The organism is Lacibacter cauensis (genome assembly GCF_007830055.1).
GTDB lineage: Bacteria > Bacteroidota > Bacteroidia > Chitinophagales > Chitinophagaceae > Lacibacter > Lacibacter cauensis.
Window position 1 is genome coordinate 278,576 of record NZ_VLLE01000006.1, and the last position, 22,537, is coordinate 301,112.

Here is a 22,537-nt window from a genome sequence, read left to right on the forward strand (position 1 = left end):
TTAAACGTTAAAAGCGAACATTAACTCCAAAAATGATCTGGCGTGTTGGAGGAACACCCATACCCACGGTAATAGCACGTCCGGGAACCGGTGTTACACCACCACCTTGTGAACCTACAGCATTACCGTTACCGTTTCCTTCAGGATCAATACCTAATCCATCTCTAACAAGCGGAGCCCACAAAATGAAAGGATTTTGAGCCGAAGCATAAATACGCAAACCGTCGATCTTTACTTTCTTAAGTTTTGCACTTGGGAAACTGTAACCCAAATCAATTGTTCTGAGTTTTATGAAAGAACCATCACGATACGTGAGTGTTGAAGTAAACAGCAACGCATCTTTACTTGCATCGGGCTGAGGGAACGCATTGGTTGGATTGGTTGGAGTCCAGTAGTCAACCTTATGCTGATTAACACGGCTGTTGAGGAAGAATGGATAACCTGCACCACCGCCATCAGCAGATAAATAGTTTACAACAACTGTCTGACCAAAACGACCGAACATGACAATGTTCAGATCAAAGTTTTTGAATTCAAATCGGTTGGTTAACCCAGCAACAAGTTTCGGCTGGAAGTTTCCAATAATCTGTCTGTCTGCTGCATTAATTACATTGTCCTTATTTACATCTTCAATTTTGATGTCGCCGGGAGCAGATCCGTATACAGCAGCCTGTGCAGCTTCTGCTGTTTGCCAGATACCGATTTTCTTGTAATCAAAAATGGTAGTAATTGGCTGACCAACAAACCATCCGTTTCCTAAATCCTGTTTAAGACCTAATTGCAGTGCAACAATTTTTTCTTTGTTGAAGAAACCGTTGAAATCAGTGGTCCATTTGAAACCGTTTTTGCTTTGAATGTTTACACTGCTTAACGAAAATTCTAAACCATAAGAAGAAGTCTCGCCGGCATTTACCAAAATAGAGTTTACACCATTACTACGTGGTAATTGACGTTGCAATAAGATGTCAGTAGTTTTATTATTATAAAAATCAACTGAACCTGAAATACGATTTTTAAATAAACCGAAATCTAAACCAAGGTTGATACCAGTTGTTTTTTCCCAGGTAAGATTTGGGTTTGGACTTGTATTGATGAGGTAACCGTTTACATAGTTCACACCAATGGTTGAGCCAGAACCGAAGTTGTAGAAGTTGTTACCGAGGCTACCCAAAGTTGTGTAGGCACCAATACCTGCATTTGAACTGATACCCCATCCTGCTCTTAATTTCAAATTCGAAATAGCATCAACATCGTTCATGAATTTTTCGTTCGCAATATTCCAACCAACAGAAACCGCAGGATAAGTTACCCATTGGTTACCCGGTGCGAGCACAGAAGCACCATCCGTTCTCATGGTTGCAGTAAGTAAGTATCTGTCATCGTACGAATAAACTGCTCTTCCCATGTATCCTATTACAGCAGATTCGTTAAAGTTGCCCGCCTGTGGATTAACGGTGTTAACCTGCAGCCAGTTGTAATCCTGCATAAAGTCGGCAGGAATACCCTGTCCGTTAAACTGCTGCGCACGGAAATGGTTTTTCTGTACCTCTTGTAACACCAAAGCCTGTACCTTATGTTTTCCGCCAAAAGTTTTGTTGTAATCGAGCGAATTATTAATGGTATACTGCCAACCTTCTGCGTTACTCTGGCTCATGGTAGAACCTGCAGTTGTGGCGTTGATGTTGAATACAGTGTTAGGCCCATTATAATTGCTTGCAAAAGTTTGCGACCAGCCATAACCAAATGTTGTTTTGAATTTTAAATCCTTAAGGATTTTTACTTCGCCGTAAAAGTTGTGCTGGAACTGGTAGCGTCTGTTAAATGCAACAATCAGATCGTTATTGCCGATAGCAGTAAGCGGATTGATTTGTGCATTATCAACACCTTGCTGAATAGCTGGTTTAAAGTTCAACGAACCATCAGCATTGTAAGGTTTGTATAGCGGACTTAAACGAGTACCTGCACCATACGCATTTGTACCAAGTCTGTTAGAACGGAGTAAAGTATTGAAACTGGTAAAGCCGATTTTGATTCTGTCTGATACTTTATGATCGATGTTTACATTAAATGTATAACGATTCAGATTCTGATCATGAATGATACCTGTTTCATTGTAATATCCAAGACCAAAATAAAACTGTGTTCTTTCGTTTCCGCCTCTAACACCAAGATCGTGGCTTGTTCTGATACCTGTTGTAAGCAATAAATTCTGCCAATCTGTATTTACACCTGCTGCTAAATTTGCTTGTTCATCAGCAGTTAACTGGTAAGGATTTTGGTTGGCAGGATTTGGCTGACCTTCACGTGCGTCCTGCTTAAATTTAGCATACTCTTCACCGTTAAATAAACGATAAGTGCCAATTGCATTTACAACACCAACAAAGCCGTTATAGGTTGTAGTTGTTTTTTGTACTGTACCACGTTTTGTTGTAATAATAATTACACCATTAGAACCACGTGAACCATAAATGGCAGTAGCCGATGCATCTTTCAAAATGTCTAAGCTGGCTATATTATCAGGGTTGATATCATTCACGCTTCCGCCATACACCATACCGTCTACGACAATTAATGGATTGTTGTTTCCAGTAAGAGATCGGTTACCACGAATACGAATTTCACCACCAGCACCGATTTGTGAACTGTTGCTTACAATATCCACACCGGGAGCACGTCCCTGCAGCTGATTAAAAATATTAGGCGCTTTGATTTCATTTAAGGTTTCGCCTTTGAGTGATACAGTAGAACCAGTAATGTCTTTCTTACGTTGTGTACCATAACCGATTACCACAACTTCACCTAAAGACTTTTCAATAGATACCAGCTTTACAGTAAGCTCGGTACCAGTTACCCTCACTTCCTGGTCTGCAAAATTGATAGCAGAAATAACTAAAACAGCATTTCTGGCAGCCGAAATGGTAAAGTTCCCGGTATTGTCTGTAGTAGCACCTGTTGTTGTACCTTTTACCACTACTGAAGCTCCTTCAACCGGTGATCCGTCTTCGCCTGTAACCTTACCTTTCACCGTAAGATTCTGAGCTGTAACGGATGTACTAAATAACAGGAAATGCAGCAACATGGCCATGGCCAGCGTTACTGCATGCATCGCCCTTCGCTTGAGAGGCGGCAAGTTCATCGTTTTGTTTGGCATAGTCAATTCGAGTTTTGAGTTTTGAAACAGTTTAGAATGGTCTTGACAGAATTTTAAAATGATGGAATATGCTTTTTCAGGTTGGAGGATGTTGGATATTCTTTTCGAAGAAAATCTTAGTTATGTCAAAATCGAAGTTGTGTAACTGAAGGAAGGAACATGATAGCCATGACCTTTGCCCAGGTAAGGACAAACAGAAAACGCTCTTGCGCAAAAAGGTTGCAACAAACATAGCATTTGGCATAGCAATCAACATTCTCATAACAGTAGTGATCGATAAATGGCCCCGATATTTCGGGATTTTTACAGGCTTTTTATTTTTGCAATCGGTTGCATAAATCGGGCAAAAAATTAGCATTATCCAACGGATCACCCGTCTTACAATGCCGTATTCAAATCAACAAAACCAAATCTCAAAGGTTCGATCTGTTGTTACTTTCACCTCCAGCCGTTGCTGAATTTGAAATTTGCCACAATTTCGAAATGCCTTACTGCCTTTCTTAAAGCTAATGTAGGAATTATTTTCAAATATGCAACCGATTGCATATTTTTTTTAAAAAATCTTTTCCGTTAGCTTCATCGTTGAAGACTGTAAAGAACTGATGCAAAAAGAAGTAACGATATATGACCTGGCCCGGGAACTTAATCTGTCGCCCGCAACCATCAGCCGGGGACTAAAAAAAAGTACGGCTTTGAATAAAAGCACCGTACAACGCATTTTGGCGAAAGCAGAAGAAATGGGTTACCGTCATAACAACTTTGCCAGCAACCTTCGAAATAAACGTACCAAAACCCTGGGCATTATTGTTCCCCGACTGAATAGTTACTTCATGACTTCTGTATTGGCAGGTATGGAAGATGTTGCAAGTAAGGAGGGCTATGATCTTATCATCAGCCAGTCCCTGGAGAAATCAGAACTTGAAAAAAGTAATGCCAATACCATGTTTAACAAGCGTATTGATGGTTTACTGATTTCCTTGGCTTATAACACAACAGACCTTACACACATTCAACCTTTTTTCGACAGGCAGATTCCTGTTGTTTTTTTCGACCGCAGCTTTCCTGGTGTAGAAAGCACTTCTGTTGTTATCGATAATTACCAGGCAGCCTACAAAGCAACCGCACATCTTTTAGAGCAGGGCTGTAGAAAAATTATGCACCTGACAGGTGACCTAACGAGAGATATTTATGCTGATCGTTTAAAAGGATACAAGGATGCATTGGACGAATACAACATCCCGTTCGACCAGAAGCGTGTTGTAACAAGTACATTAAACGAACAGGACGCAACGAATTTTGCTAATGCGATTCTGGCAATGGATAGAGCACAACGACCGGATGCTGTTTTTTGTGCTAATGATGTTTCTGCCGTTTATTGCATGGTACAATTAAAACAACATGGTATACGCATTCCCGATGATATTGCTTTCGTTGGTTTTAATAACGATGCTGTTAGCAGAATGATTGAACCGAACCTTACCACCATCGATTATCCCGGTAATAAAATTGGAGAGGTAGCTGTATCCTGTTTAATTAATTTACTCAAAGGAGATGAAAATGTAAAAAACACAAATCGCATTATTCTGCATTCCTCTTTATTAGTAAGAGGATCTTCCCTTAAAAAGAAATAACAACTAACAGCATATAAAATAAAAAAGGTAATCATTGCTGATTACCTTTTTACTCTGTCGGGAGGACAGGATTCGAACCTGCGACCCCCTGGTCCCAAACCAGGTATTCTACCGGGCTGAACTACCTCCCGCCTTGTTTACCAGCGGTAAACTCCCCTAAGGGGCTGCAAAAATAGTTGTATGCTGTTAAAGCACCAAAAGAAATCCCGAATTCTTTTACGAATCCGGGATCAATTTTTTTATCAGGTTTTGGGGCTTATTTACATTGCAGCCAATTGCACTTTCTGCTGCAGTTCCAGCACACTTTCTTTAAACATACTATCGGTATCCATCAAGTCTTTTACTGTTTGGCAAGAGTGAATAACTGTTGTATGATCTCTTCCTCCAAAATGTTCACCAATTGTTTTGAGTGAGTTTTTGGTAAATGTTTTTGCGAGATACATTGTAATCTGGCGAGCCTGTACAATTTCACGCTTACGTGTTTTCTGCAACAGTTTTTCGTAAGGCACATCAAAGTAATCGCACACCATTTTCTGAATGGCGTCGATGGTAATTTCTTTGGATGATGTTTTAACGAAATTCTTCAGCACTTTCTTTGCAAGATCTAAGTCTATTTCTTTTTTATTCAGCGAGGATTGTGCCAATAATGAAATTAAAGCGCCTTCCAGCTCACGAATATTGGTATTGATATTATAAGCGATGTATTTTACTACATCCTTATGCATATCCAACCCATCGTTTTTCATTTTCTTTTCCAGGATCTCAATACGGGTTTCGTAGTCGGGCATTTGCAGATCTGCACTCAGTCCCCAACGGAAACGACTGAGTAAACGTTCCTGCACACCTTCCAGATCTTTCGGTGGCTTGTCTGAAGAAAGAATCAGTTGTTTGCCACTTTGGTGCAGGTGATTGAAAATAGCAAAGAAGGCATCCTGCGATTTTTCTGCACGGCTGAAGAACTGCACGTCATCAATAATCAATACATCTACCAACTGGTAAAAGTGAATGAAATCGTTGATGGCATTGTTACGGCTATGGTCGACAAACTGGTTAATAAACTTTTCGGAACTTACGTACAACACTACCTTGTTGGGGTGCTGACGCTTTACTTCGTTACCAACTGCCTGCGCCAGGTGTGTTTTGCCTAAACCAACACCGCCATAGATCACGAGCGGGTTAAAAGAAGTAGCACCGGGCTTATCGGCAACTGTTTTACCTGCTCTGCGGGCAACACGGTTACAATCGCCTTCAATGAATGTATCGAAGGTATAATTCGGATTCAGCTGCGGATCAATCTGCACCTTCTTTAAGCCCGGTATTACAAACGGGTTCTTAACGGGGTTGTTTATCACGAGCGGAAAATCCATTTCGTTATTTGTATAAGTTTTATATCCATGACCGGGAACATCCATTGTAATGGGCCGGTTACTGTTGTTACCGCTGTCCATCATAATACGATACTCAAGGTTCGCATCTTTTCCTAATTCACGCTTCAACGTTTTTGCAAGCAGCGTTACATAGTGTTCTTCCAGGTACTCAAAAAAGAACTGACTGGGTACCTGAATGGTAAGGATCTTATTTTTTAATTCAACCGGTTTAATCGGTTCAAACCAAGTTTTAAAATGTTGCCACTCGACTATATCCTTAATTATGGTCAAACAACTTTTCCAAACTTGTTCAGCCGTTTTCGTCATTGTTCCAAAAGCAGTTTATATAATGAGTTAATAATGTTCTGTTGTTTCTCTCGTGCATTTTTCTATAATGAATATCATCATAAAAAAATTAGGGGGACGGCGAATATCAACACTTTTTGTGGAAAAAAAAATTTTTTATTCTTATGTTTTTTTACCCACTGAAATGGATTTTGCCGCCGCCAGATTTTTCTTTTTATACGGCATAAATTCATAATCTAAACGACCCAACCGAATGCCTCCCCAACCCACCTGGTTAATAAGCACATCCTCGCCTTTTTTATTTTTTACTAACGCCGGTTCATCTAAAAATGTATGTGTATGTCCGCCAATAATGAGATCGACATGTTCTGTTTCTTTTGCAAGAATCAGGTCGCATATTTTAGTTGAATTTTCACGGTACTGATATCCCAAATGCGACAAACAGATAACCATATCGCAACCCTTTGTTCGTTTTAGATGGTCAGCTGTTTCATTCAACTTCTGCACCGGATCGAGATACTTGGTGTTACCCGCAAGGTTATCGGGCACCAATCCTTTCATTTCAATACCTACCCCGGTTACACCTATTTTCAATTTACCCTTGGTAAAAATTTTGTACGGAACAGATTTATGTTCCATGGGCGTTTGCGTAAAATCATAATTACACAACAACACCGGGAAACGAACATGTTGCAGTTGTGTGGCAAAATTTTCCAGCCCCGCATCAAAATCATGGTTACCCATAGTACATGCATCATAACCCATCATCTGCATGGCTTTCATTTCAGGTTCACCTTTATATAAATTAAAATAAGGTGTGCCTTGAAAAATATCGCCTGCATCTAACAACAACACCTGTTCTGCTTCTGCCCTTATATCCTCTATCAGCTTTGCCCTTGCAGCAACGCCTCCAGCTCCCTGGTTACGGCTGCCGTCCATCGGAAAAGCATCCAACCTGCTGTGCACATCGTTGGTATGCAAAATAACAAGGCGTTGTACAGCTGTATCTTCTGCAGCAGCCCATTGCACTGCAAGCAAAGCCGCTGCACTTAAAGAAGTTTGTTTTATAAATTTTCGTCTATTCAGCATTACTTACCCTGTTTAAAACGGTTACTGTAACAGGCTTTCCCTGTTTTGAAAATTCCTGGATGTATTCAATTAATGCATCACGCAACAACACGCCTCTGTTTATTTGCGGAATTGTTTTGAGCATTTCACTGTTATCGCCACCATTCGCAACATAGTCCGAATTGGCAATGGTATATGTTGCCGACAAATCGAGGGGTTTCCCTGCAATTACTACATTCGTTGCTTTTCCATTTTTAATGCTCATGGTTATGCCTGCTAACGGCCAACCACCACGGCCTGCGATATGATCTAAAAACTGTTTCAACACAGCACCTGATACTTTTTGTAAAATGATGATATTGTCAAACGGCATCATTTCAAATACCATTCCTCTTGTTATATTACCGGCCTTTACATAAGGAATACGTATGCCACCATAGTTTACAAATGCGGCATCAATTTTTGTTTCATAATATTTCTCTGCTAAGGTTAACATTGCATCGGCCATAAAATCGCCCAGCAAACCTTCCGGTTGTCGTTTATCCATATCTACAGCAACCTTGCCAACAACCATATTCATGCTGCTGTTTACACTATCGGTATAGGGTTGTAAAAAAGTAACGAACGATGAATCTTTAGCAGTGTTTGCAATTGTATACCCCTTGTATTGTACGGCAGCAGCCTTGTATGCAGGATTGCAGGCTGAAAAAAAGTAACTAAAAACCAGGAAACTGATCAGCGGGGTAATTCTTCTCATGTACTCGTGTTAACTTTTGGAAGGTAGTTTTTTTTATACCTAGAAAAAAATGTTTTTACTGTGCTGCAGTAAAATTTTTATCCATTCCTGTTACCGGTATCTTTGCAGCAAATCATAGTTTTTAGGTTAACTGCCTGACACAGATGCAACAACAAATTACACTTCGTTTATTACCCTCTTTGGCTGCTGATTCTGCTGCCGTAAAAAAAGAAATTGCAGGTACTGCAGGAGTTTCGCCCGATGCGGTTATAGGCTATTACGTACACAAGCAATCAATTGATGCCCGCAGCAAACAAGCCTATATCAATCTTACTGTACAGGCATTTATTAACGAGCCTGTGCAGGAGCGACCGGCGATTGCCTTTACGTTTCAAAACGTACAGCATGCAGCCAAAAAAGTGATTGTTGTTGGTGCAGGACCCGCAGGTTTGTTTGCAGCACTCCGTTTACTTGAGCTTGGTATAAAACCGGTTATTATTGAAAGAGGAAAAGATGTGCGTGCAAGAAGAAGAGACCTTGCTGCTTTAAATAAACAAGGCGAAGTAAATCCTGAAAGTAATTATTGCTTTGGCGAAGGCGGTGCAGGTACTTATAGTGACGGCAAATTATATACACGCAGCAGTAAACGTGGAAGCATTGATCGTATTCTTCAACTCTTTGTGCGCTTTGGTGCTGAGGAAAAAATATTGTACAAGAGTCACCCGCACATAGGTACCAATAAACTGCCGCACATTATTACGGCTATGCGTGAGTTTATTATCAGTTGCGGTGGTGAAATTCATTTCGAAACCAAGCTCACCAATTTTATTACAGAGGGTAATACCTTAAAAGGTATCGAGATCAACCATGCAGAAAAACTCTATGCCGATGCTGCAATCCTCGCTACCGGCCACAGTGCAAGAGATATATTTGAATTACTGCACAGCAATCACATCGCAATCGAAGCAAAGCCCTTTGCATTAGGTGTACGTATTGAACATCCACAGGCATTGATCGATTCTATTCAGTACCGTTGTCCGGTACGTAGCGAGTTTTTACCACCAGCTTCGTATAGTTTAGTAGAGCAGGTGCAAGGCAAAGGTGTATTTAGTTTTTGTATGTGTCCGGGAGGTATTATTGCGCCTGCTGCAACATCGCCCGGCGAATTGGTGGTGAATGGCTGGAGCCCATCAAAACGAAACAATGCTTTTGCCAACAGTGGTATGGTTGTTACGGTTGATGCAAAAGATGCCTACCTCTATTTCAAAAAACAAAACCCAAAATCCAATCCTCAATTGCAAGAAGATGACCCTTTGCTGCTGATGAAATTTCAACAGACAATTGAACAAAAAGCATTTACTGCAGGTGGTGGTAAGTTTGTTGCACCTGCCCAGCGAATTGTTGATATGTTCGATAAAAAAAAATCCTCTTCCCTGCCCGATTGTTCCTATTTGCCGGGCATCAGCAGTACCGATCTTTCAACTGTACTGCCGGGGTTTATTTACGATGATCTGCGACTGGCCTTTAAAGTATTTGGCCAGAAAATGAGAGGCTATTTTACCAACGAAGCAATCGCTGTTGCTACGGAATCCAGAACCTCATCGCCGGTGCGTATTCCACGTAACAACGAAACGTTGCAGCATGTACACATCAATGGTCTTTACCCATGTGGAGAAGGTGCGGGTTATGCAGGCGGTATTGTTAGTGCTGCGATGGATGGTGAACGTGTGGCATCGGTAATTGCTGCGGCTGTTGGTGCTGCTTAGTAGCAGGTCAATATTTTTTTCCGTGCTATCTTGTAACAAATGCCCTAACAGGCACTCTAATACATTGTATGAGTACCATTTTAGAAATTCAGAACCTGAAGAAATATTTTTCTTCGCAAAAAGCTGTAGACGATATCAGCTTCTCCATTGAAAAAGGATCCATCTTTGGTTTGCTTGGTCCGAACGGTGCAGGTAAAACAACATTGATCCGAATGATCACAGGTATCTTTTATCCTGACGCAGGTAATATTTTGCTGAATGGAAAGAAGTTCGATCCTGTAAATGATGTGATCGATATCGGATACATGCCTGAAGAACGTGGCTTGTACAAAAAAATGAAAGTTGGTGAGCAGGCCATGTACTTAGCCCAGCTGAAAGGCTTAAGCAAACAGGATGCTTTTGCGAAAGTAAAATTCTGGTTCGAACGGTTTGAAATGGGCAGCTGGTGGAACAAGAAAGTAGAAGACTTATCGAAAGGGATGGGACAGAAACTGCAGTTTGTAACAACAGTGCTGCACGAGCCCAAGCTCGTTATTCTCGACGAACCATTCAGTGGACTTGACCCCGTTAACAGCAATTTAATTAAAGACGAAATTTTCAACCTTGCACAAAAAGGCACCACCATCATCTTCAGTACACACCGTATGGAACAGGTGGAAGAAATCTGTAATCATATTGTGCTTGTAAACAAAGGCAACAAAATTCTTGATGGCAGTGTAAAAGAAGTGAAGCAGCAGTTTAAGCAACATATTTTCAATGCTGAACTCGATAAACTTCCTGCAACGTTGCAGCATCCTTCGTTTACGATTGTAGAGCAAAAAGGGAATAACCTTGTATTAAAGATTAACGAAGGTTATCAATCGAACGATATTCTTCTGCATTTCATTAATCAGCAGAGTGTAGTTGTAGCCTACCACGAAATACTTCCTTCGCTTAACCAGATTTTCATTCAGCTGGTAGAAGGAACACCTAACTCACGCCAATTCCAAACAGTTACTGCTTAAACTTATTATATGAATAAAATTATCATCATCATAAAACGGGAATATTTAACCCGTGTGCGTAACAAAACATTCCTGCTTTCAACTTTTTTACTTCCATTGGTAATGATGGTATTTATTTTTGGCTCGGCCTATCTCGGTGCCAAATCCATCAAGCAATATAAAATTGCTGTAAAAGACGAAACAGGTTTATATACCAACAAACTTAAAAACAGCGATGCGGCTTTTTATGCTTTTCCTGAAAATGCAAGCATGACTAATTACCGCAAAGAAGGTTACGACGGGCTGTTGATGGTATATTCAAAAGATCGTACCAATGCCGATTCTGCACGATTGTATTCTGAAAAAGAATTAGGACTTGCAACCGACGAAGCTATTAAAAAACAATTGCAGAAAATTAATGAAGAACGTCTTTTGCTTGCAAAAGGTGTAAGCCGTGCTATTCTCGATTCAATTCACGCACAAAGCGAAGATGAAGATTTGCTCAACTATCGCTCCTATAAAGTAACAGGCAGCGAGTTAAAAGAAGGCAATAAAAAACTCAGCAGTATTGTTGGTTTCATCAGTGGTATCATTATCTATATTACTCTGTTTATTTATGGTGCATCGGTAATGCGTGGCGTAATGGAAGAAAAAACAAATCGTATTGCCGAAGTAATGGTGAGCAGTGTAAAACCATTTCAGCTGATGCTTGGAAAAATTGTGGGCATTGCTGCAGTTGGTTTAACGCAGCTACTGCTTTGGATTATACTTATTGCGTTACTGATGACTATTCTTCCGATGATCATGTCGCCGGAAATGATGCAACAAGCACAAAACGGTCAAGCTCTGCCGGATGGTTCTGCACAAGCAAGCAGTGCTGCCAACATGATTGCACAAAGCACAGGTGTAGATATTGCCGGGGCTAACTGGCTTTTAATTGTAGGCTGTTTCCTGTTTTATTTCCTCGGTGGTTATTTATTCTATGCATCGTTATTTGCTGCAGTGGGCAGTGTAATTAACGAAGATCCGCAAGAAGCACAATCGCTGATGCTGCCGATAACAATGCCGATCATTTTTGGTTTCATCATGCTTACATCAACTATACAAAATCCATCTGGACCGCTTGCATTCTGGGGAAGCATTATTCCGTTTACATCCCCAATTGTAATGATGGGACGCATCCCATCGGGTGTTCCTGAAAGTGTTCCTTACTGGCAATTAGGTTTATCCATGTTATTACTGATTGCAGGCTTTTTCTTTACAACCTGGCTCAGTGCAAAAATTTACCGTACAGGTATTCTCATGTATGGTAAAAAAGCCAGTTGGAAAGAAATGATCAAGTGGGCTTTTAAGAAAGCATAAAACATTCGCATAAAAGAAATCCCCCGGTAAATACCGGGGGATTTCTTTTATTTAAAACTTAAAAAGAATGAATGGTGATGGGCGATATCAGCGGTTCGTGTATTTCTTCTTCGGCTTCTACCACCTCAAATTCGATTTTTAGAACCAATCCTTCTTTTACCAGGATGGCTTCTTTTTTACTGGCACGATAACCAACCTTATCAATGATAATTGTGTGCTCGCCTACCGGCACATTGTTAATTTTAAAATTGCCATTTGCATCGGTTACAATCTCTTTAAAGAAAGATGCTTTGCGGATTGTTGCGCTGAACGTTGTATTTGCCACAGGCTTTTTTGTTTCAGCATCAATGATGGTTCCTTGAACTGTACCTGTTTCGGTCCCTTTATCAGCAGTTGCATATGCACTAACCGAAATTCCAGTCATGAGGAGGGATGCAATCAATAGTTTCTTCATAACAATGGTTTTGATGGTGATGATAAGAATTTAAAGTTACACGATCAGAACGAATTTGAACAAGGTTAAATAACAGCCACTACTGTTAAATTGTTCTGAAAATCTTTCTGACGATCAAATCTACGAATTAAATCGTAAATAACAAGCCTGTACTCGCACTTCGATGAAGAAATTTTCTGTGCCTATTGTCCTAAAGGATTTTGTAGTGCAGCCTGAAACTCCTGCCAAATGTTTTTTGTAATTGCTACCGCAGGTAAAATATCGTCAAGCAAAGCGCTCACCTGGCCTATTTCGAGTTCTCCTTCTTGGAGGTTGCCTTCGAACATTCCTTTTTTGGCTCTTGCACGGCCGAGCAGTTGCTGCATTTCTTCCTTGCCTGCACCCCGTTGCTCTGCTTCCTGTACCTGTTTATAAAACTCGTTTTTAATTAAACGAACCGGGGCCAGTTGTTTTAAGGTAAGAACAGTATCGCCTTCATTGCTGTTGATGACTGCCTGTTTAAAATTGATATGACTGCTTGCTTCTTCGCTTGCAACGTACCTGCTACCTATTTGCACAGCATCGGCACCGAGCACCATCGCTGCCAGCATTTGACGGCCGGTAGCAATTCCGCCTGCTGCAATGATCGGAATATGTACAGCCTTTTTTACTGCAGGAATTAATACGAGGGTAGTTGTTTCTTCACGACCATTATGTCCGCCAGCTTCGAAACCTTCGGCAACCACAGCATCGCATCCTGCTTCTTGTGCTTTTAATGCAAACTTGCTGCTGCTTACCACATGCACAACCGTAATGCCGTGTTCTTTCAGTTTTGCAGTATATGTTTTGGGATTACCGGCGCTGGTAAAAACAATTTTTACGCCTTCTTCGATAATAATATTGATGTGTTGATCAAGATCGGGATACAGCAAGGGTACATTTACCGCAAAAGGTTTGTTGGTTGCAGCTTTACATTTTTGAATATGCTCCCGCAACACATCGGGGTACATACTGCCGCTTCCTAACACACCTAAACCACCGGCATTGCTTACAGCACTTGCAAGCCGCCAGCCACTGGCCCAGATCATCCCTGCCTGGATGATGGGTTTTTCAATACCGAACAACTGAGTAATGCGGGTGGAAAACATAACAAGCAAATTAGAATTAACCTAGGTCAATCTCCGTATTGTCGCCAATGTTCAAGCTTCTGGTCTCGCCTTTTACTTCTGTATCGCTGCCAATTAAACTTTCTTCCAGTACAATATCAAACAGATCGGCATAGGAACCAATGATCGACTCTTTAATAATTGAATAGTTGATGGTGGTGTTATCGCCCACAGCAACGTTTGGACCAATAATGGAATTACGTATTTCGCAGTTTTTGCCGATGCTCACCGGTTCAACAATAATTACATTTTCAAAACGGTGATCGGGAGAAATGGAAGTGCCGAATTTTTTCAGCAATGTTGCGTTCGATTCCAGCAACGAATCTTTATTACCACAATCGAACCAGTTCAACACTTTAAACGATTGAAAGGATGTGCCCTTTTCAATCATGCATTGCAATGCATCGGTTAAACTGTATTCATCCCGGTTTTTTACTCCCTCACGAAAATTCGCTTCCAGGCAATCGAACAACATCGAGGTTTCAATAATCTTGTAAATACCAACCAATGCCATGTTGCTTTTTGGTATATGCGGCTTCTCCACTACTTTATGGATACGCCCTTCTTCTTCCACTTCTGCCACACCAAAATTGCGGGGATCATCTACTTTCTTCACCGCTAGCATCGACACTTTACTTTGCAATACTTCTTTCACATTGTACTCGCAAATGGTATCGCCCAGCACAATCATCACTTCATCGTTTTGTACTGCTTGTTTGGTAAGTAAAATAGCATGCCCTAAGCCTTGGCGCTCGCCTTGGTTCACAAACGTACTATTAATGGAAGGGAAGGTTTCTTTAATGTAGTCTTGGATTTTTTCGCCCAGGTAACCGGTAATAAAAATAAACTCCTGCACACCGGCTTCCTGTAACTGTTCTACAATAATGCTTAGCACCGTTTTTCCAGCAATAGGAATAAGGGCTTTGGGTTGAGTATATGTATGTGGCCGCAGTTTGGTACCTGCACCTGCCACAGGGATAATTGCCTTCATAATCTAATCGTAATCTGCTACCGAAGCGGCTAAAGTAGCACATTTTAACTGAACGAATGTAAGTTCATCTGCAAATACTGTTTATAAAATTTAGAAACGAATTAGGTATGGCGGCTGTTGTGGTTTATTTTTGCCCCGCCAAACAGAACGTTTTTTGCTGGTGGTACGGGCAGTAATGCTTTTTTCATCTCCTGTTGTGTCACTCACTTCGGCGTTTTGTTCTTCGGGCAGCAATCCATCAAATAAACGAACAACTACACATGCAAAGGGACACAGTCATCTTCAACCTCATCAACCAGGAACTTCAGCGTCAGCGTCATGGCATTGAACTTATCGCTTCAGAAAACTTTACCTCTCTGCAGGTAATGCAGGCCATGGGCAGCGTATTAACCAACAAATATGCAGAAGGTTATCCCGGACGCCGTTATTATGGTGGTTGCGAAATTGTGGATCAAACCGAACAATTAGCCATCGATCGGTTAAAAGAAATTTTCAACTGCGAATACGCTAACGTACAGCCACACAGTGGTGCGCAGGCAAATGCAGCTTTGTTAAGCGCTATCATTCAGCCCGGCGATGCAATTCTTGGTTTGGATTTAAGCATGGGTGGACACTTAACACATGGTGCTGCTGTAAACTTCAGCGGCAAATTATACAAACCTCATTTTTATGGTGTGGTTAAAGAAACCGGTTTGATCGATTACGAAATGCTTGAAACAAAAGCACGTGAGGTAAAACCCAAAGTGATCATTTGCGGCGCAAGTGCTTACAGCCGTGATTGGGATTATGTGCGCATTCGCAAAGTTGCCGATGAAGTAGGTGCTTTTGTGTGGTGCGATATGGCACACCCTGCCGGTTTAATTGCAAAAGGTTTATTGAGCTCTCCGTTTGAGCATTGCCATTTTGTAACATCAACTACGCACAAAACATTGCGTGGACCCCGTGGCGGCATCATCCTCATGCACAAAGATTTTGAAAATCCATTTGGCCTGAAAGATGTAAAAGGCAACACCCGTATGATGAGTAATCTTTTAGATCTCGCTGTGTTCCCTGGTCAGCAAGGCGGACCATTAGAGCATGTGATTGCAGCAAAAGCAGTTGCCTTTGGTGAAATCCTCAGCGATGAGTTTACCGTTTATGCCAAACAAGTGCAGCTGAATGCGCAGGCAATGGCGGCTTCATTTGTAAAGAGAGAATATCAACTGATCTCCAACGGTACTGACAATCATTTGATGCTGATCGATCTTCGTAACAAAAACATCAGCGGTAAAAAAGCTGAAGGCGTTTTAGGTAAAGCTGATATAACTACGAATAAAAACATGGTTCCTTTCGATGATAAGAGTGCGTTTGTAACAAGCGGTATCCGTACCGGTGTTGCAGCCATTACATCACGTGGCATGAAAGAAGAACACATGGATTTTGTGGTAGATGTTATTGACCGCAGTTTAATGAATGCAGACGACGAAGCGATCCTTGCCGGCATCCGCAAAGAAGTAAATGCATTTATGGAACAGTTTCCTTTATACCCTGAATTAGGATAAGCTTAAAGTTTTTAAACAATGATTCAACGCATACAAACCATTTGGTTATTACTGGCTGCAGCAGCGTCTTTTGCCAGCTTAAAGCTTTCGTTTTACAGTGGCAAAAAAGATGCAGTATTGTTTGAACAGTTAAGCGGCAGCACAGGAGGATTTCTTTTACTGGTGCTTTCTGTTGCAGTAGCATTACTGGCTGTTGTAAGTATTTTTTTGTTCAAGAACCGCAAACTGCAGATGCGTTTAGCGTTGGCTGCACTCGTGTTGCAACTGGTTGTATTGTTTCTTTACATTCAACAAACAGCTGAATTTATAGAAGGCAATTACACACTTACTTCTGTTTTCAGTTTTGTTGTACCGGTATTCTTTATTCTTGCAGTATTGGGTATTCGTAAAGATGAAAAACTGATCAAGAGCATGGATCGCTTACGCTAAAACTGCTTTCGTAATATCACAAAGCCGTTGCAGAAGCAACGGCTTTTTTGTTTCTATGTCCAACTATTATTTCAAAAATTTCTGTGCAAACTGCGAGGTACCGTCGCTGTACTGCAACACATAACTACCGGCCGGTAATGTTGAAACGGCTACAGAAGTTTGCATATTTCCTGCAGGTATTGCACCTTTCATAAATACCCTGCCTGTAAAGTCAACCACTTGGTAATATGCGTTTTTAGCCGATGGGTGGCGAAAGATTAAGTGATCGCTCACAGGATTTTGTACAATTATAAGCCCTGCAGCCAACTCACGTTTTACTACTACGATATTGCTGTATGTTGCCTGGCCAAAATGATCCCACAACTTTAAACGATAGTACACAGTTTGCTGCGTATTGGCTTTATCACTTAAGAAATACTCCTCACTTTGTGTAGATGATCGTAATTCTGTAAGATGAGAAAAAGCAAAACCGTTTGTACTTACTTCCACTTCATAGCGTTGAAACTGTGTTGGGTCTGCTACTTTCCATTTCAACATATTTTCACCAGGCTTTGCATCCGTAGTAAACGACAGCAACTTGCCAGGTAATACATTAATATTAGCAACGATATACGAAAAGCCGGAACCTGCAGTACCAAAGTTGGTTACCACACCACTTGTATAAGCTAAGTTGGTTGTATTGTTTGCCACATAGTTCGGACCAGGTGTATTGGGAGTAAGCAACCAGTTTCCTGTTTCGTAGCGCCAAATACCTATTTGGTTGTTGGGGGTTGCAGCAAATGCCGCACCTTCTATACTCCCGGTAATCCAATCGAAACGTATTGTAGCATTTGCCGGCCCTGCTGTACGATCAACTATCCAAACGGCATCTACCTGGTAGGTACGGCTTCCAAATGCAGAACCAGTTGGACTACCATTGGTAGTGGTACCCCGAAACACAGCAACAGAAAAATCGGTGCCTGCTGATGTAGGAGTAATTGTTGCCGGCAAATAATTACTGCTGTTCCCAATCGGGAACACTCTTGCTGTTGCAGATAAATTGTTTTGTCTTAACCGGCCATTGGTATTACTTGTAGGTTGTAATATAAAATATGCATTCGGTCCCGCATTGCTGATAGAACCTGCATCATCGATTGTTACGATGTTACTGCCCACCTGCAAATAATTACCTGTGCCGGTAAAATTAAATACGCTTTCAACAGTTATGTTACCTTCAGCAACTTTGGTATTGGCTGACGATATGGTTAAATTTTGATACTGATCGTACGAGCCCGCAAGGCCGTTAAGAGAAGAAACAATCTGACCATTTGTACCATAATATTCAACAGTTGAACCTGTCTCTAAATGAATTTGAAAATTATTGCTGTTACTCACTGTACGGACCGATTGGCCGGAAGTCCATAAACCGGAAGGATGGGCTGTACGAACGGCACCATAATTAGTAATATAAGCATTGGAAGAAGCGTTGCTCATTACATATTGTTGCGCATCCAATACCGAACCAGCTTCTATGTACATTTTTTCTCCGTTGAGATTTGTTCCTAAATCAAAATTGCTGTTCAACAGCACCTGCTTGGAATTTTGCAAAACATAGGTGAGCCTATTTCTCGATCCACCCGAAAAAGTCCAGTAAGAAGTTCCAGGGCGGTATGTCCAGATTGATCCTGTTGAGTTACTACCGGACGCTGTTATAGTGCCATTCGAGTGTGTAATATTTCCATAAACATTTATATAACCCGTAGCATTATTTCCTTCTGCTAAATCAACTATGTCATTACCCGAACCTGTGCTATTCATAATAAAATTACCGGCAACATATATATCAGGCACTCGTCCATTCGCTTCAGCAAAACGAAACTCACCGACACTTTGCACAGTAAAATCTCCGGCAGTAAGCAATGTGGCTGAAGGATAGGAAGGCCAGTTTTGATTCCAGTTACCGCTGCCTGCCCAATTGATAATCAGATTACCGTAGTAATAATCATTCCCGTCAACTGAAGAAGTAGCAGAAAGACTTAAAGATGACGTTATTGATGTAGAAGAAGATTGCCAGTTATTAATCTGAAAAGTGCTGGATTCACCAAAAGCTTCGGTTCCACCAAAAATTGTACTGCTTATTGTACCTGTATTGTTATGAATGTACGTGCCGCCATTCTCAATTTCAAAACGATCGCTTGAACCACTGATTGTAATAGCGTGGTTTGCTGTTACCGTACCGCCACTACGGATTGTTAACCTGTTGACAGTTGCTGTTGCACTTGTACTTTTTGTATGACCGCTTTGTACAACAAGACGAACACTGTTATTTAATACCGAGGGATTAGCACCTGTGCCATTGGTATTTAAACTCCAACCCGAAAGGGTATTGAAATTGGTACTTGTGTTATTGGAATAGTACGTTGTTTGGGCCAACAACGTTGCCCGGATAGTACAAAAGAGAAAGAAAAAGAGAACACGGCTCTTCATACGATACAGGATTGATTTTAAAAATGGATTTTAAGACTTGTTGCAGCAACCACTTATTTTAATCTTAATAAGCGTAAATACATACAACAATACAAATATACACTTAGCTATCTTTTTAAGATACACTAAGTGCTTACTTGTATAAAAAAGGGCTGAAATCGGTAAAAAATGGGTATTTACCGAAAAGAAAAATGTAGAAATTACGGTGCAGTGCTAAATGAAAGCAGCGGTTCGGCTCGCTTTGCTTTTAGCAAGATCTTCAGGTAAACCGGCAAAGACCAGCGTTCCTCCGCCATCGCCAGCCTCAGGGCCAAGATCTATGATCCAGTCTGCACGCTTAATAACATCGGTATTATGTTCGATTACCAGAACCGAATGGCCTTTTTCAATTAAGGCATGAAAGCTCTTGAGCAGTTTATTAATATCGTTAAAGTGTAACCCGGTTGTTGGTTCATCAAAAATGAACAGAATGTTGCCTTGTCCGTTACCACGGCCAAGAAACGATGCCAACTTCACACGTTGCGCTTCACCACCACTCAATGTATCGCTGCTTTGTCCAAGCTTTACATAGCCCAGCCCCACATCACTCAATGGCATCAGCTTACGCACTAAATCTTTTTCTGCACGGAAGAAATCAATCGCTTCGTCCACACTCATCTCCAGTACATCATGAATACTTTTATCGTTGTACTTAACGTCCAGCACTTCTTCTTTAAAACGCTTACCGCCACACACCTCGCAGGTTAAATGCACATCGGCCAAAAACTGCATTTCAACAATCTGCTCGCCCTCACCTTTACAGGCATCACATCTTCCCCCATCCACGTTAAAGGAAAAATGCTTTGGCTGAAAGCCACGTATTTTACTCAGCGGCTGACTGGAAAACACATCTCTTATTTCGTCGTATGCTTTAATATAGGTAACAGGATTACTGCGGCTGCTTTTACCAATCGGGTTCTGATCGACCATTTCTATTTGTGCAATGGAATCAATATCGCCACTGATCTGTTTGTGCATACCTGCTTTATCGCCAAACTCTCCCTTCAGTTTGCTGAGTGCAGGATAAAGAATATTTTTTACAAGTGTTGTTTTACCACTACCACTCACCCCACTTACAACACACAACACATTCAACGGAAACTCAACGGTGATATTTTTTAAATTATGTTGCCTTGCTCCTTCTACTTTAATGCTCCGGTTCCATTTACGTGGCTTACCGAAATCCTGTATCTGCAGTTCTCCACTCAGGTAACGACCGGTTAAACTTTTTTTATTGCTGATGATGGCATCATAGTTGCCCTCTGCAATGACTTCGCCTCCTAAATGACTTGCTAACGGCCCCATATCGATGATGTAGTCTGCTTCACGCATCATCATCTCATCATGTTCAACCACAACAACCGTATTACCCAAATTGCGCAGCTCTTTCAATACATTAATGAGATTAGCCGTATCTCTCGGATGCAAGCCAATAGATGGTTCATCAAGAATATATAATGAATCGGTGAGGTTGCTTCCTAATGATCGTGTGAGTTGAATACGTTGGCTTTCACCTCCACTTAAGGTATTGGCTAACCGGTTGAGGGTAAGATAACCCAAACCTACATGCAGCAAAGTTTGTACACGGTTATTGATCTCGAGCAAAATTCGTTTAGCTACATCTTTATCATATTCATTCAGCTTTAATTCATCAAACCAGACTTTCAATTCTTTTACCGGCATTTCGCATAATTCGCCGATATGCTTACTGCCTACTTTGATATATAAGGCTTCTTTACGTAAACGATAACCACCACATTCGGTACAGGTTGTACGGCCACGATAGCGGCTTAACAAAACACGATACTGCACTTTATATAAATTCTGTTCTACCTCTGTAAAGAAGTCATCAATACCTAATGCGGTACCAACACCTTTCCATAATTGTTCGTATTGCTGTTTGCTTAAATCAATCACTGCTTTGTGTACAGGAAAGCCTGCTTTTCCCGCAGCTTTTACAAACTGCTCTCTCCACCAGCCCAGCTTTTCTCCTTTCCAGGGCGCAACAGCTCCTTCGTATACACTTAAACTTTTATCGGGTATCACCAAGTCTTCATCAATACCCAATACCTGGCTAAAACCTTCGCAGACAGGACAAGCACCATAAGGATTGTTGAACGAAAACAAATTAGGCACAGGTTCTTCAAACTTTATTCCATCTAACTCAAACCTGTTGGAGAAATGCTGCAATTGTTTTCCATCAATTTCAAGATACACTTCGCCTTCGCCTTCGAAAAAAGCGGTGCCTGCACTATCGCCAATACGATGCAGGTCATCTTCATCAAACGCCTTTACAACCAGACGATCGACTAATACATAAATCTTTACTTTCGCAGTTTCAGCACCAAACAACTGCTTCAAATCTTTTTCTGACTGCTCCAGTAAATCTTCAATATGTAGTATTTCGCCACTTTCTGCTTTTGCTTTTGCAGCATCATTTTTTTTATACACCCTTGTAAATCCTTTCTGAATAAGAATATTCAGTTCTTCCTTAATGCTTCGTTTAGCATGCATCGGAAAATTTACAAGCAACAATATTTTAGAACCTTCCTTACAGTTCTTGATGGCATCAACCACATCACTAACGTCATCTTTTTTTACTTCTCTTCCACTTACAGGCGAAATGGTTTTGCCTGTCCGTGCGAAGAGCAACCGCAGATAATCGTAAATCTCTGTCATGCTGCCCACAGTGCTTCTGGGCGTACGGGTAATGACTTTTTGTTCGATGGCAATGGCAGGACACAAGCCTTTAATGTAATCCACATCGGGCTTGTTCATACGGTTTAAAAACTGGCGGGCATAAGCACTCAAACTTTCGGCATAGCGGCGCTGGCCTTCGGCATACAGCGTATCAATAGTAAGCGACGACTTGCCACTACCTGACACACCTGTTACAACTACAAACTTGTTGCGGGGAATTTTTACAGAAACATTTTTAAGATTATGAACCCGTGCACCTTTAATAAAAATATCGTCTTTGGGTAATGGAGCAGATAAGTTGACTCCCTTCTTTTTAACCGCTGTTGCCATAGAAAACAAATTTAGCAGAATAACAGATGGCAATGAAAGAAGATGCTAAAACTTATAGGAAAGAAATCAACT

At 41.1% G+C, this 22,537-nt stretch carries 15 protein-coding genes and 1 tRNA gene; 6 read left to right on the forward strand and 10 right to left on the reverse strand.

Annotated elements, in window-relative coordinates; all coding sequences use genetic code 11:
* Nucleotides 1-7 precede the first annotated feature (7 nt).
* Nucleotides 8-3,151, reverse strand: coding sequence for a SusC/RagA family TonB-linked outer membrane protein (locus IQ13_RS17775; protein WP_144887977.1), 3,144 nt, complete (start codon nt 3,149-3,151; stop codon nt 8-10).
* A 602-nt stretch (nt 3,152-3,753) separates the two neighbouring features.
* On the opposite strand from IQ13_RS17775, the gene IQ13_RS17780 reads away from it, so the two are divergent.
* Entirely contained in the window at nt 3,754-4,782 is a 1,029-nt protein-coding gene (locus IQ13_RS17780; protein ID WP_144887978.1) for a LacI family DNA-binding transcriptional regulator, read from the forward strand.
* 57 nt (nt 4,783-4,839) lie between these two features.
* On the opposite strand, the gene IQ13_RS17785 is transcribed toward IQ13_RS17780, so the two are convergent.
* From IQ13_RS17785 to IQ13_RS17800, 4 genes are all read right to left on the reverse strand, one after another.
* Nucleotides 4,840-4,913 (reverse strand) — tRNA-Pro (locus IQ13_RS17785).
* Between the two features lie 129 nt (nt 4,914-5,042).
* Complete coding sequence (dnaA, locus tag IQ13_RS17790; protein ID WP_129129938.1) at nt 5,043-6,476, reverse strand: chromosomal replication initiator protein DnaA; 1,434 nt, start codon at nt 6,474-6,476, stop codon at nt 5,043-5,045.
* Nucleotides 6,477-6,617: 141 nt separating this feature from the next.
* Entirely contained in the window at nt 6,618-7,544 is a 927-nt protein-coding gene (locus tag IQ13_RS17795) for a bifunctional metallophosphatase/5'-nucleotidase (protein WP_144887979.1), read from the reverse strand.
* A complete protein-coding gene (locus IQ13_RS17800) occupies nt 7,534-8,280 on the reverse strand; it encodes a 5'-nucleotidase C-terminal domain-containing protein (protein WP_144887980.1) in 747 nt (248 codons plus the stop codon). Before IQ13_RS17800 ends, IQ13_RS17795 begins: the two co-directional genes overlap by 11 nt.
* Nucleotides 8,281-8,423: 143 nt before the next feature.
* Between IQ13_RS17800 and IQ13_RS17805 the strand changes: the two genes are divergently transcribed.
* From IQ13_RS17805 to IQ13_RS17815, 3 genes are all read left to right on the forward strand, one after another.
* Nucleotides 8,424-10,025, forward strand: coding sequence for an NAD(P)/FAD-dependent oxidoreductase (locus IQ13_RS17805; protein WP_144887981.1), 1,602 nt, complete (start codon nt 8,424-8,426; stop codon nt 10,023-10,025).
* A 68-nt stretch (nt 10,026-10,093) separates the two neighbouring features.
* Nucleotides 10,094-11,029 (forward strand): ABC transporter ATP-binding protein, encoded by a 936-nt coding sequence (locus IQ13_RS17810; protein ID WP_144887982.1) that lies wholly within the window; start codon nt 10,094-10,096, stop codon nt 11,027-11,029.
* Between the two features lie 9 nt (nt 11,030-11,038).
* Entirely contained in the window at nt 11,039-12,370 is a 1,332-nt protein-coding gene (locus IQ13_RS17815; RefSeq protein ID WP_144887983.1) for an ABC transporter permease, read from the forward strand.
* Between the two features lie 58 nt (nt 12,371-12,428).
* Here IQ13_RS17815 and IQ13_RS17820 read toward each other — a convergent pair whose 3' ends face one another.
* The 3 genes from IQ13_RS17820 to IQ13_RS17830 form a co-directional block, all read right to left on the reverse strand.
* The gene (locus IQ13_RS17820; protein WP_144887984.1) at nt 12,429-12,824 is read right to left on the reverse strand and encodes a carboxypeptidase-like regulatory domain-containing protein; all 396 of its coding nucleotides are present in this window, start codon (nt 12,822-12,824) and stop codon (nt 12,429-12,431) included.
* A 182-nt stretch (nt 12,825-13,006) separates the two neighbouring features.
* Nucleotides 13,007-13,951 carry an NAD(P)H-dependent flavin oxidoreductase gene (locus tag IQ13_RS17825; protein WP_144887985.1) on the reverse strand — a complete coding sequence of 315 codons (945 nt, stop codon included), beginning with the start codon at nt 13,949-13,951 and terminating at the stop codon, nt 13,007-13,009.
* Between the two features lie 16 nt (nt 13,952-13,967).
* Nucleotides 13,968-14,960, reverse strand: a complete 993-nt coding sequence (locus IQ13_RS17830; protein WP_144887986.1) for a sugar phosphate nucleotidyltransferase — start codon at nt 14,958-14,960, stop codon at nt 13,968-13,970.
* Between the two features lie 260 nt (nt 14,961-15,220).
* Here IQ13_RS17830 and glyA point away from each other — a divergent pair, with 260 nt between their 5' ends.
* Nucleotides 15,221-16,501, forward strand: coding sequence for a serine hydroxymethyltransferase (glyA, locus tag IQ13_RS17835; protein WP_144887987.1), 1,281 nt, complete (start codon nt 15,221-15,223; stop codon nt 16,499-16,501).
* A gap of 18 nt (nt 16,502-16,519) precedes the next feature.
* On the forward strand, nt 16,520-16,930 hold the full coding sequence (locus IQ13_RS17840) for a DUF4293 family protein (protein WP_144887988.1): 411 nt from the start codon (nt 16,520-16,522) through the stop codon (nt 16,928-16,930).
* 66 nt (nt 16,931-16,996) lie between these two features.
* Here IQ13_RS17840 and IQ13_RS17845 read toward each other — a convergent pair whose 3' ends face one another.
* Both IQ13_RS17845 and uvrA read right to left on the reverse strand, forming a co-directional pair.
* Nucleotides 16,997-19,396 carry a T9SS type A sorting domain-containing protein gene (locus IQ13_RS17845; RefSeq protein WP_144887989.1) on the reverse strand — a complete coding sequence of 800 codons (2,400 nt, stop codon included), beginning with the start codon at nt 19,394-19,396 and terminating at the stop codon, nt 16,997-16,999.
* Nucleotides 19,397-19,609: 213 nt separating this feature from the next.
* Complete coding sequence (uvrA, locus tag IQ13_RS17850) at nt 19,610-22,465, reverse strand: excinuclease ABC subunit UvrA (RefSeq protein WP_144887990.1); 2,856 nt, start codon at nt 22,463-22,465, stop codon at nt 19,610-19,612.
* Nucleotides 22,466-22,537 lie beyond the last annotated feature (72 nt).

Bases quoted from the DNA above. Each gene is read 5' to 3' on its own strand.
- dnaA (WP_129129938.1), bottom strand. From the start codon at position 6,476: ATGACGAAAACGGCTGAACAAGTTTGGAAAAGTTGTTTGACCATAATT.
- IQ13_RS17840 (WP_144887988.1), top strand. From the start codon at position 16,520: ATGATTCAACGCATACAAACCATTTGGTTATTACTGGCTGCAGCAGCG.
- IQ13_RS17825 (WP_144887985.1), bottom strand. From the start codon at position 13,951: ATGTTTTCCACCCGCATTACTCAGTTGTTCGGTATTGAAAAACCCATC.
- IQ13_RS17780 (WP_144887978.1), top strand. From the start codon at position 3,754: ATGCAAAAAGAAGTAACGATATATGACCTGGCCCGGGAACTTAATCTG.
- IQ13_RS17800 (WP_144887980.1), bottom strand. From the start codon at position 8,280: ATGAGAAGAATTACCCCGCTGATCAGTTTCCTGGTTTTTAGTTACTTT.
- IQ13_RS17820 (WP_144887984.1), bottom strand. From the start codon at position 12,824: ATGAAGAAACTATTGATTGCATCCCTCCTCATGACTGGAATTTCGGTT.
- IQ13_RS17805 (WP_144887981.1), top strand. From the start codon at position 8,424: ATGCAACAACAAATTACACTTCGTTTATTACCCTCTTTGGCTGCTGAT.
- IQ13_RS17815 (WP_144887983.1), top strand. From the start codon at position 11,039: ATGAATAAAATTATCATCATCATAAAACGGGAATATTTAACCCGTGTG.
- IQ13_RS17795 (WP_144887979.1), bottom strand. From the start codon at position 7,544: ATGCTGAATAGACGAAAATTTATAAAACAAACTTCTTTAAGTGCAGCG.
- IQ13_RS17775 (WP_144887977.1), bottom strand. From the start codon at position 3,151: ATGCCAAACAAAACGATGAACTTGCCGCCTCTCAAGCGAAGGGCGATG.
- uvrA (WP_144887990.1), bottom strand. From the start codon at position 22,465: ATGGCAACAGCGGTTAAAAAGAAGGGAGTCAACTTATCTGCTCCATTA.
- glyA (WP_144887987.1), top strand. From the start codon at position 15,221: ATGCAAAGGGACACAGTCATCTTCAACCTCATCAACCAGGAACTTCAG.
- IQ13_RS17845 (WP_144887989.1), bottom strand. From the start codon at position 19,396: ATGAAGAGCCGTGTTCTCTTTTTCTTTCTCTTTTGTACTATCCGGGCA.
- IQ13_RS17830 (WP_144887986.1), bottom strand. From the start codon at position 14,960: ATGAAGGCAATTATCCCTGTGGCAGGTGCAGGTACCAAACTGCGGCCA.
- IQ13_RS17810 (WP_144887982.1), top strand. From the start codon at position 10,094: ATGAGTACCATTTTAGAAATTCAGAACCTGAAGAAATATTTTTCTTCG.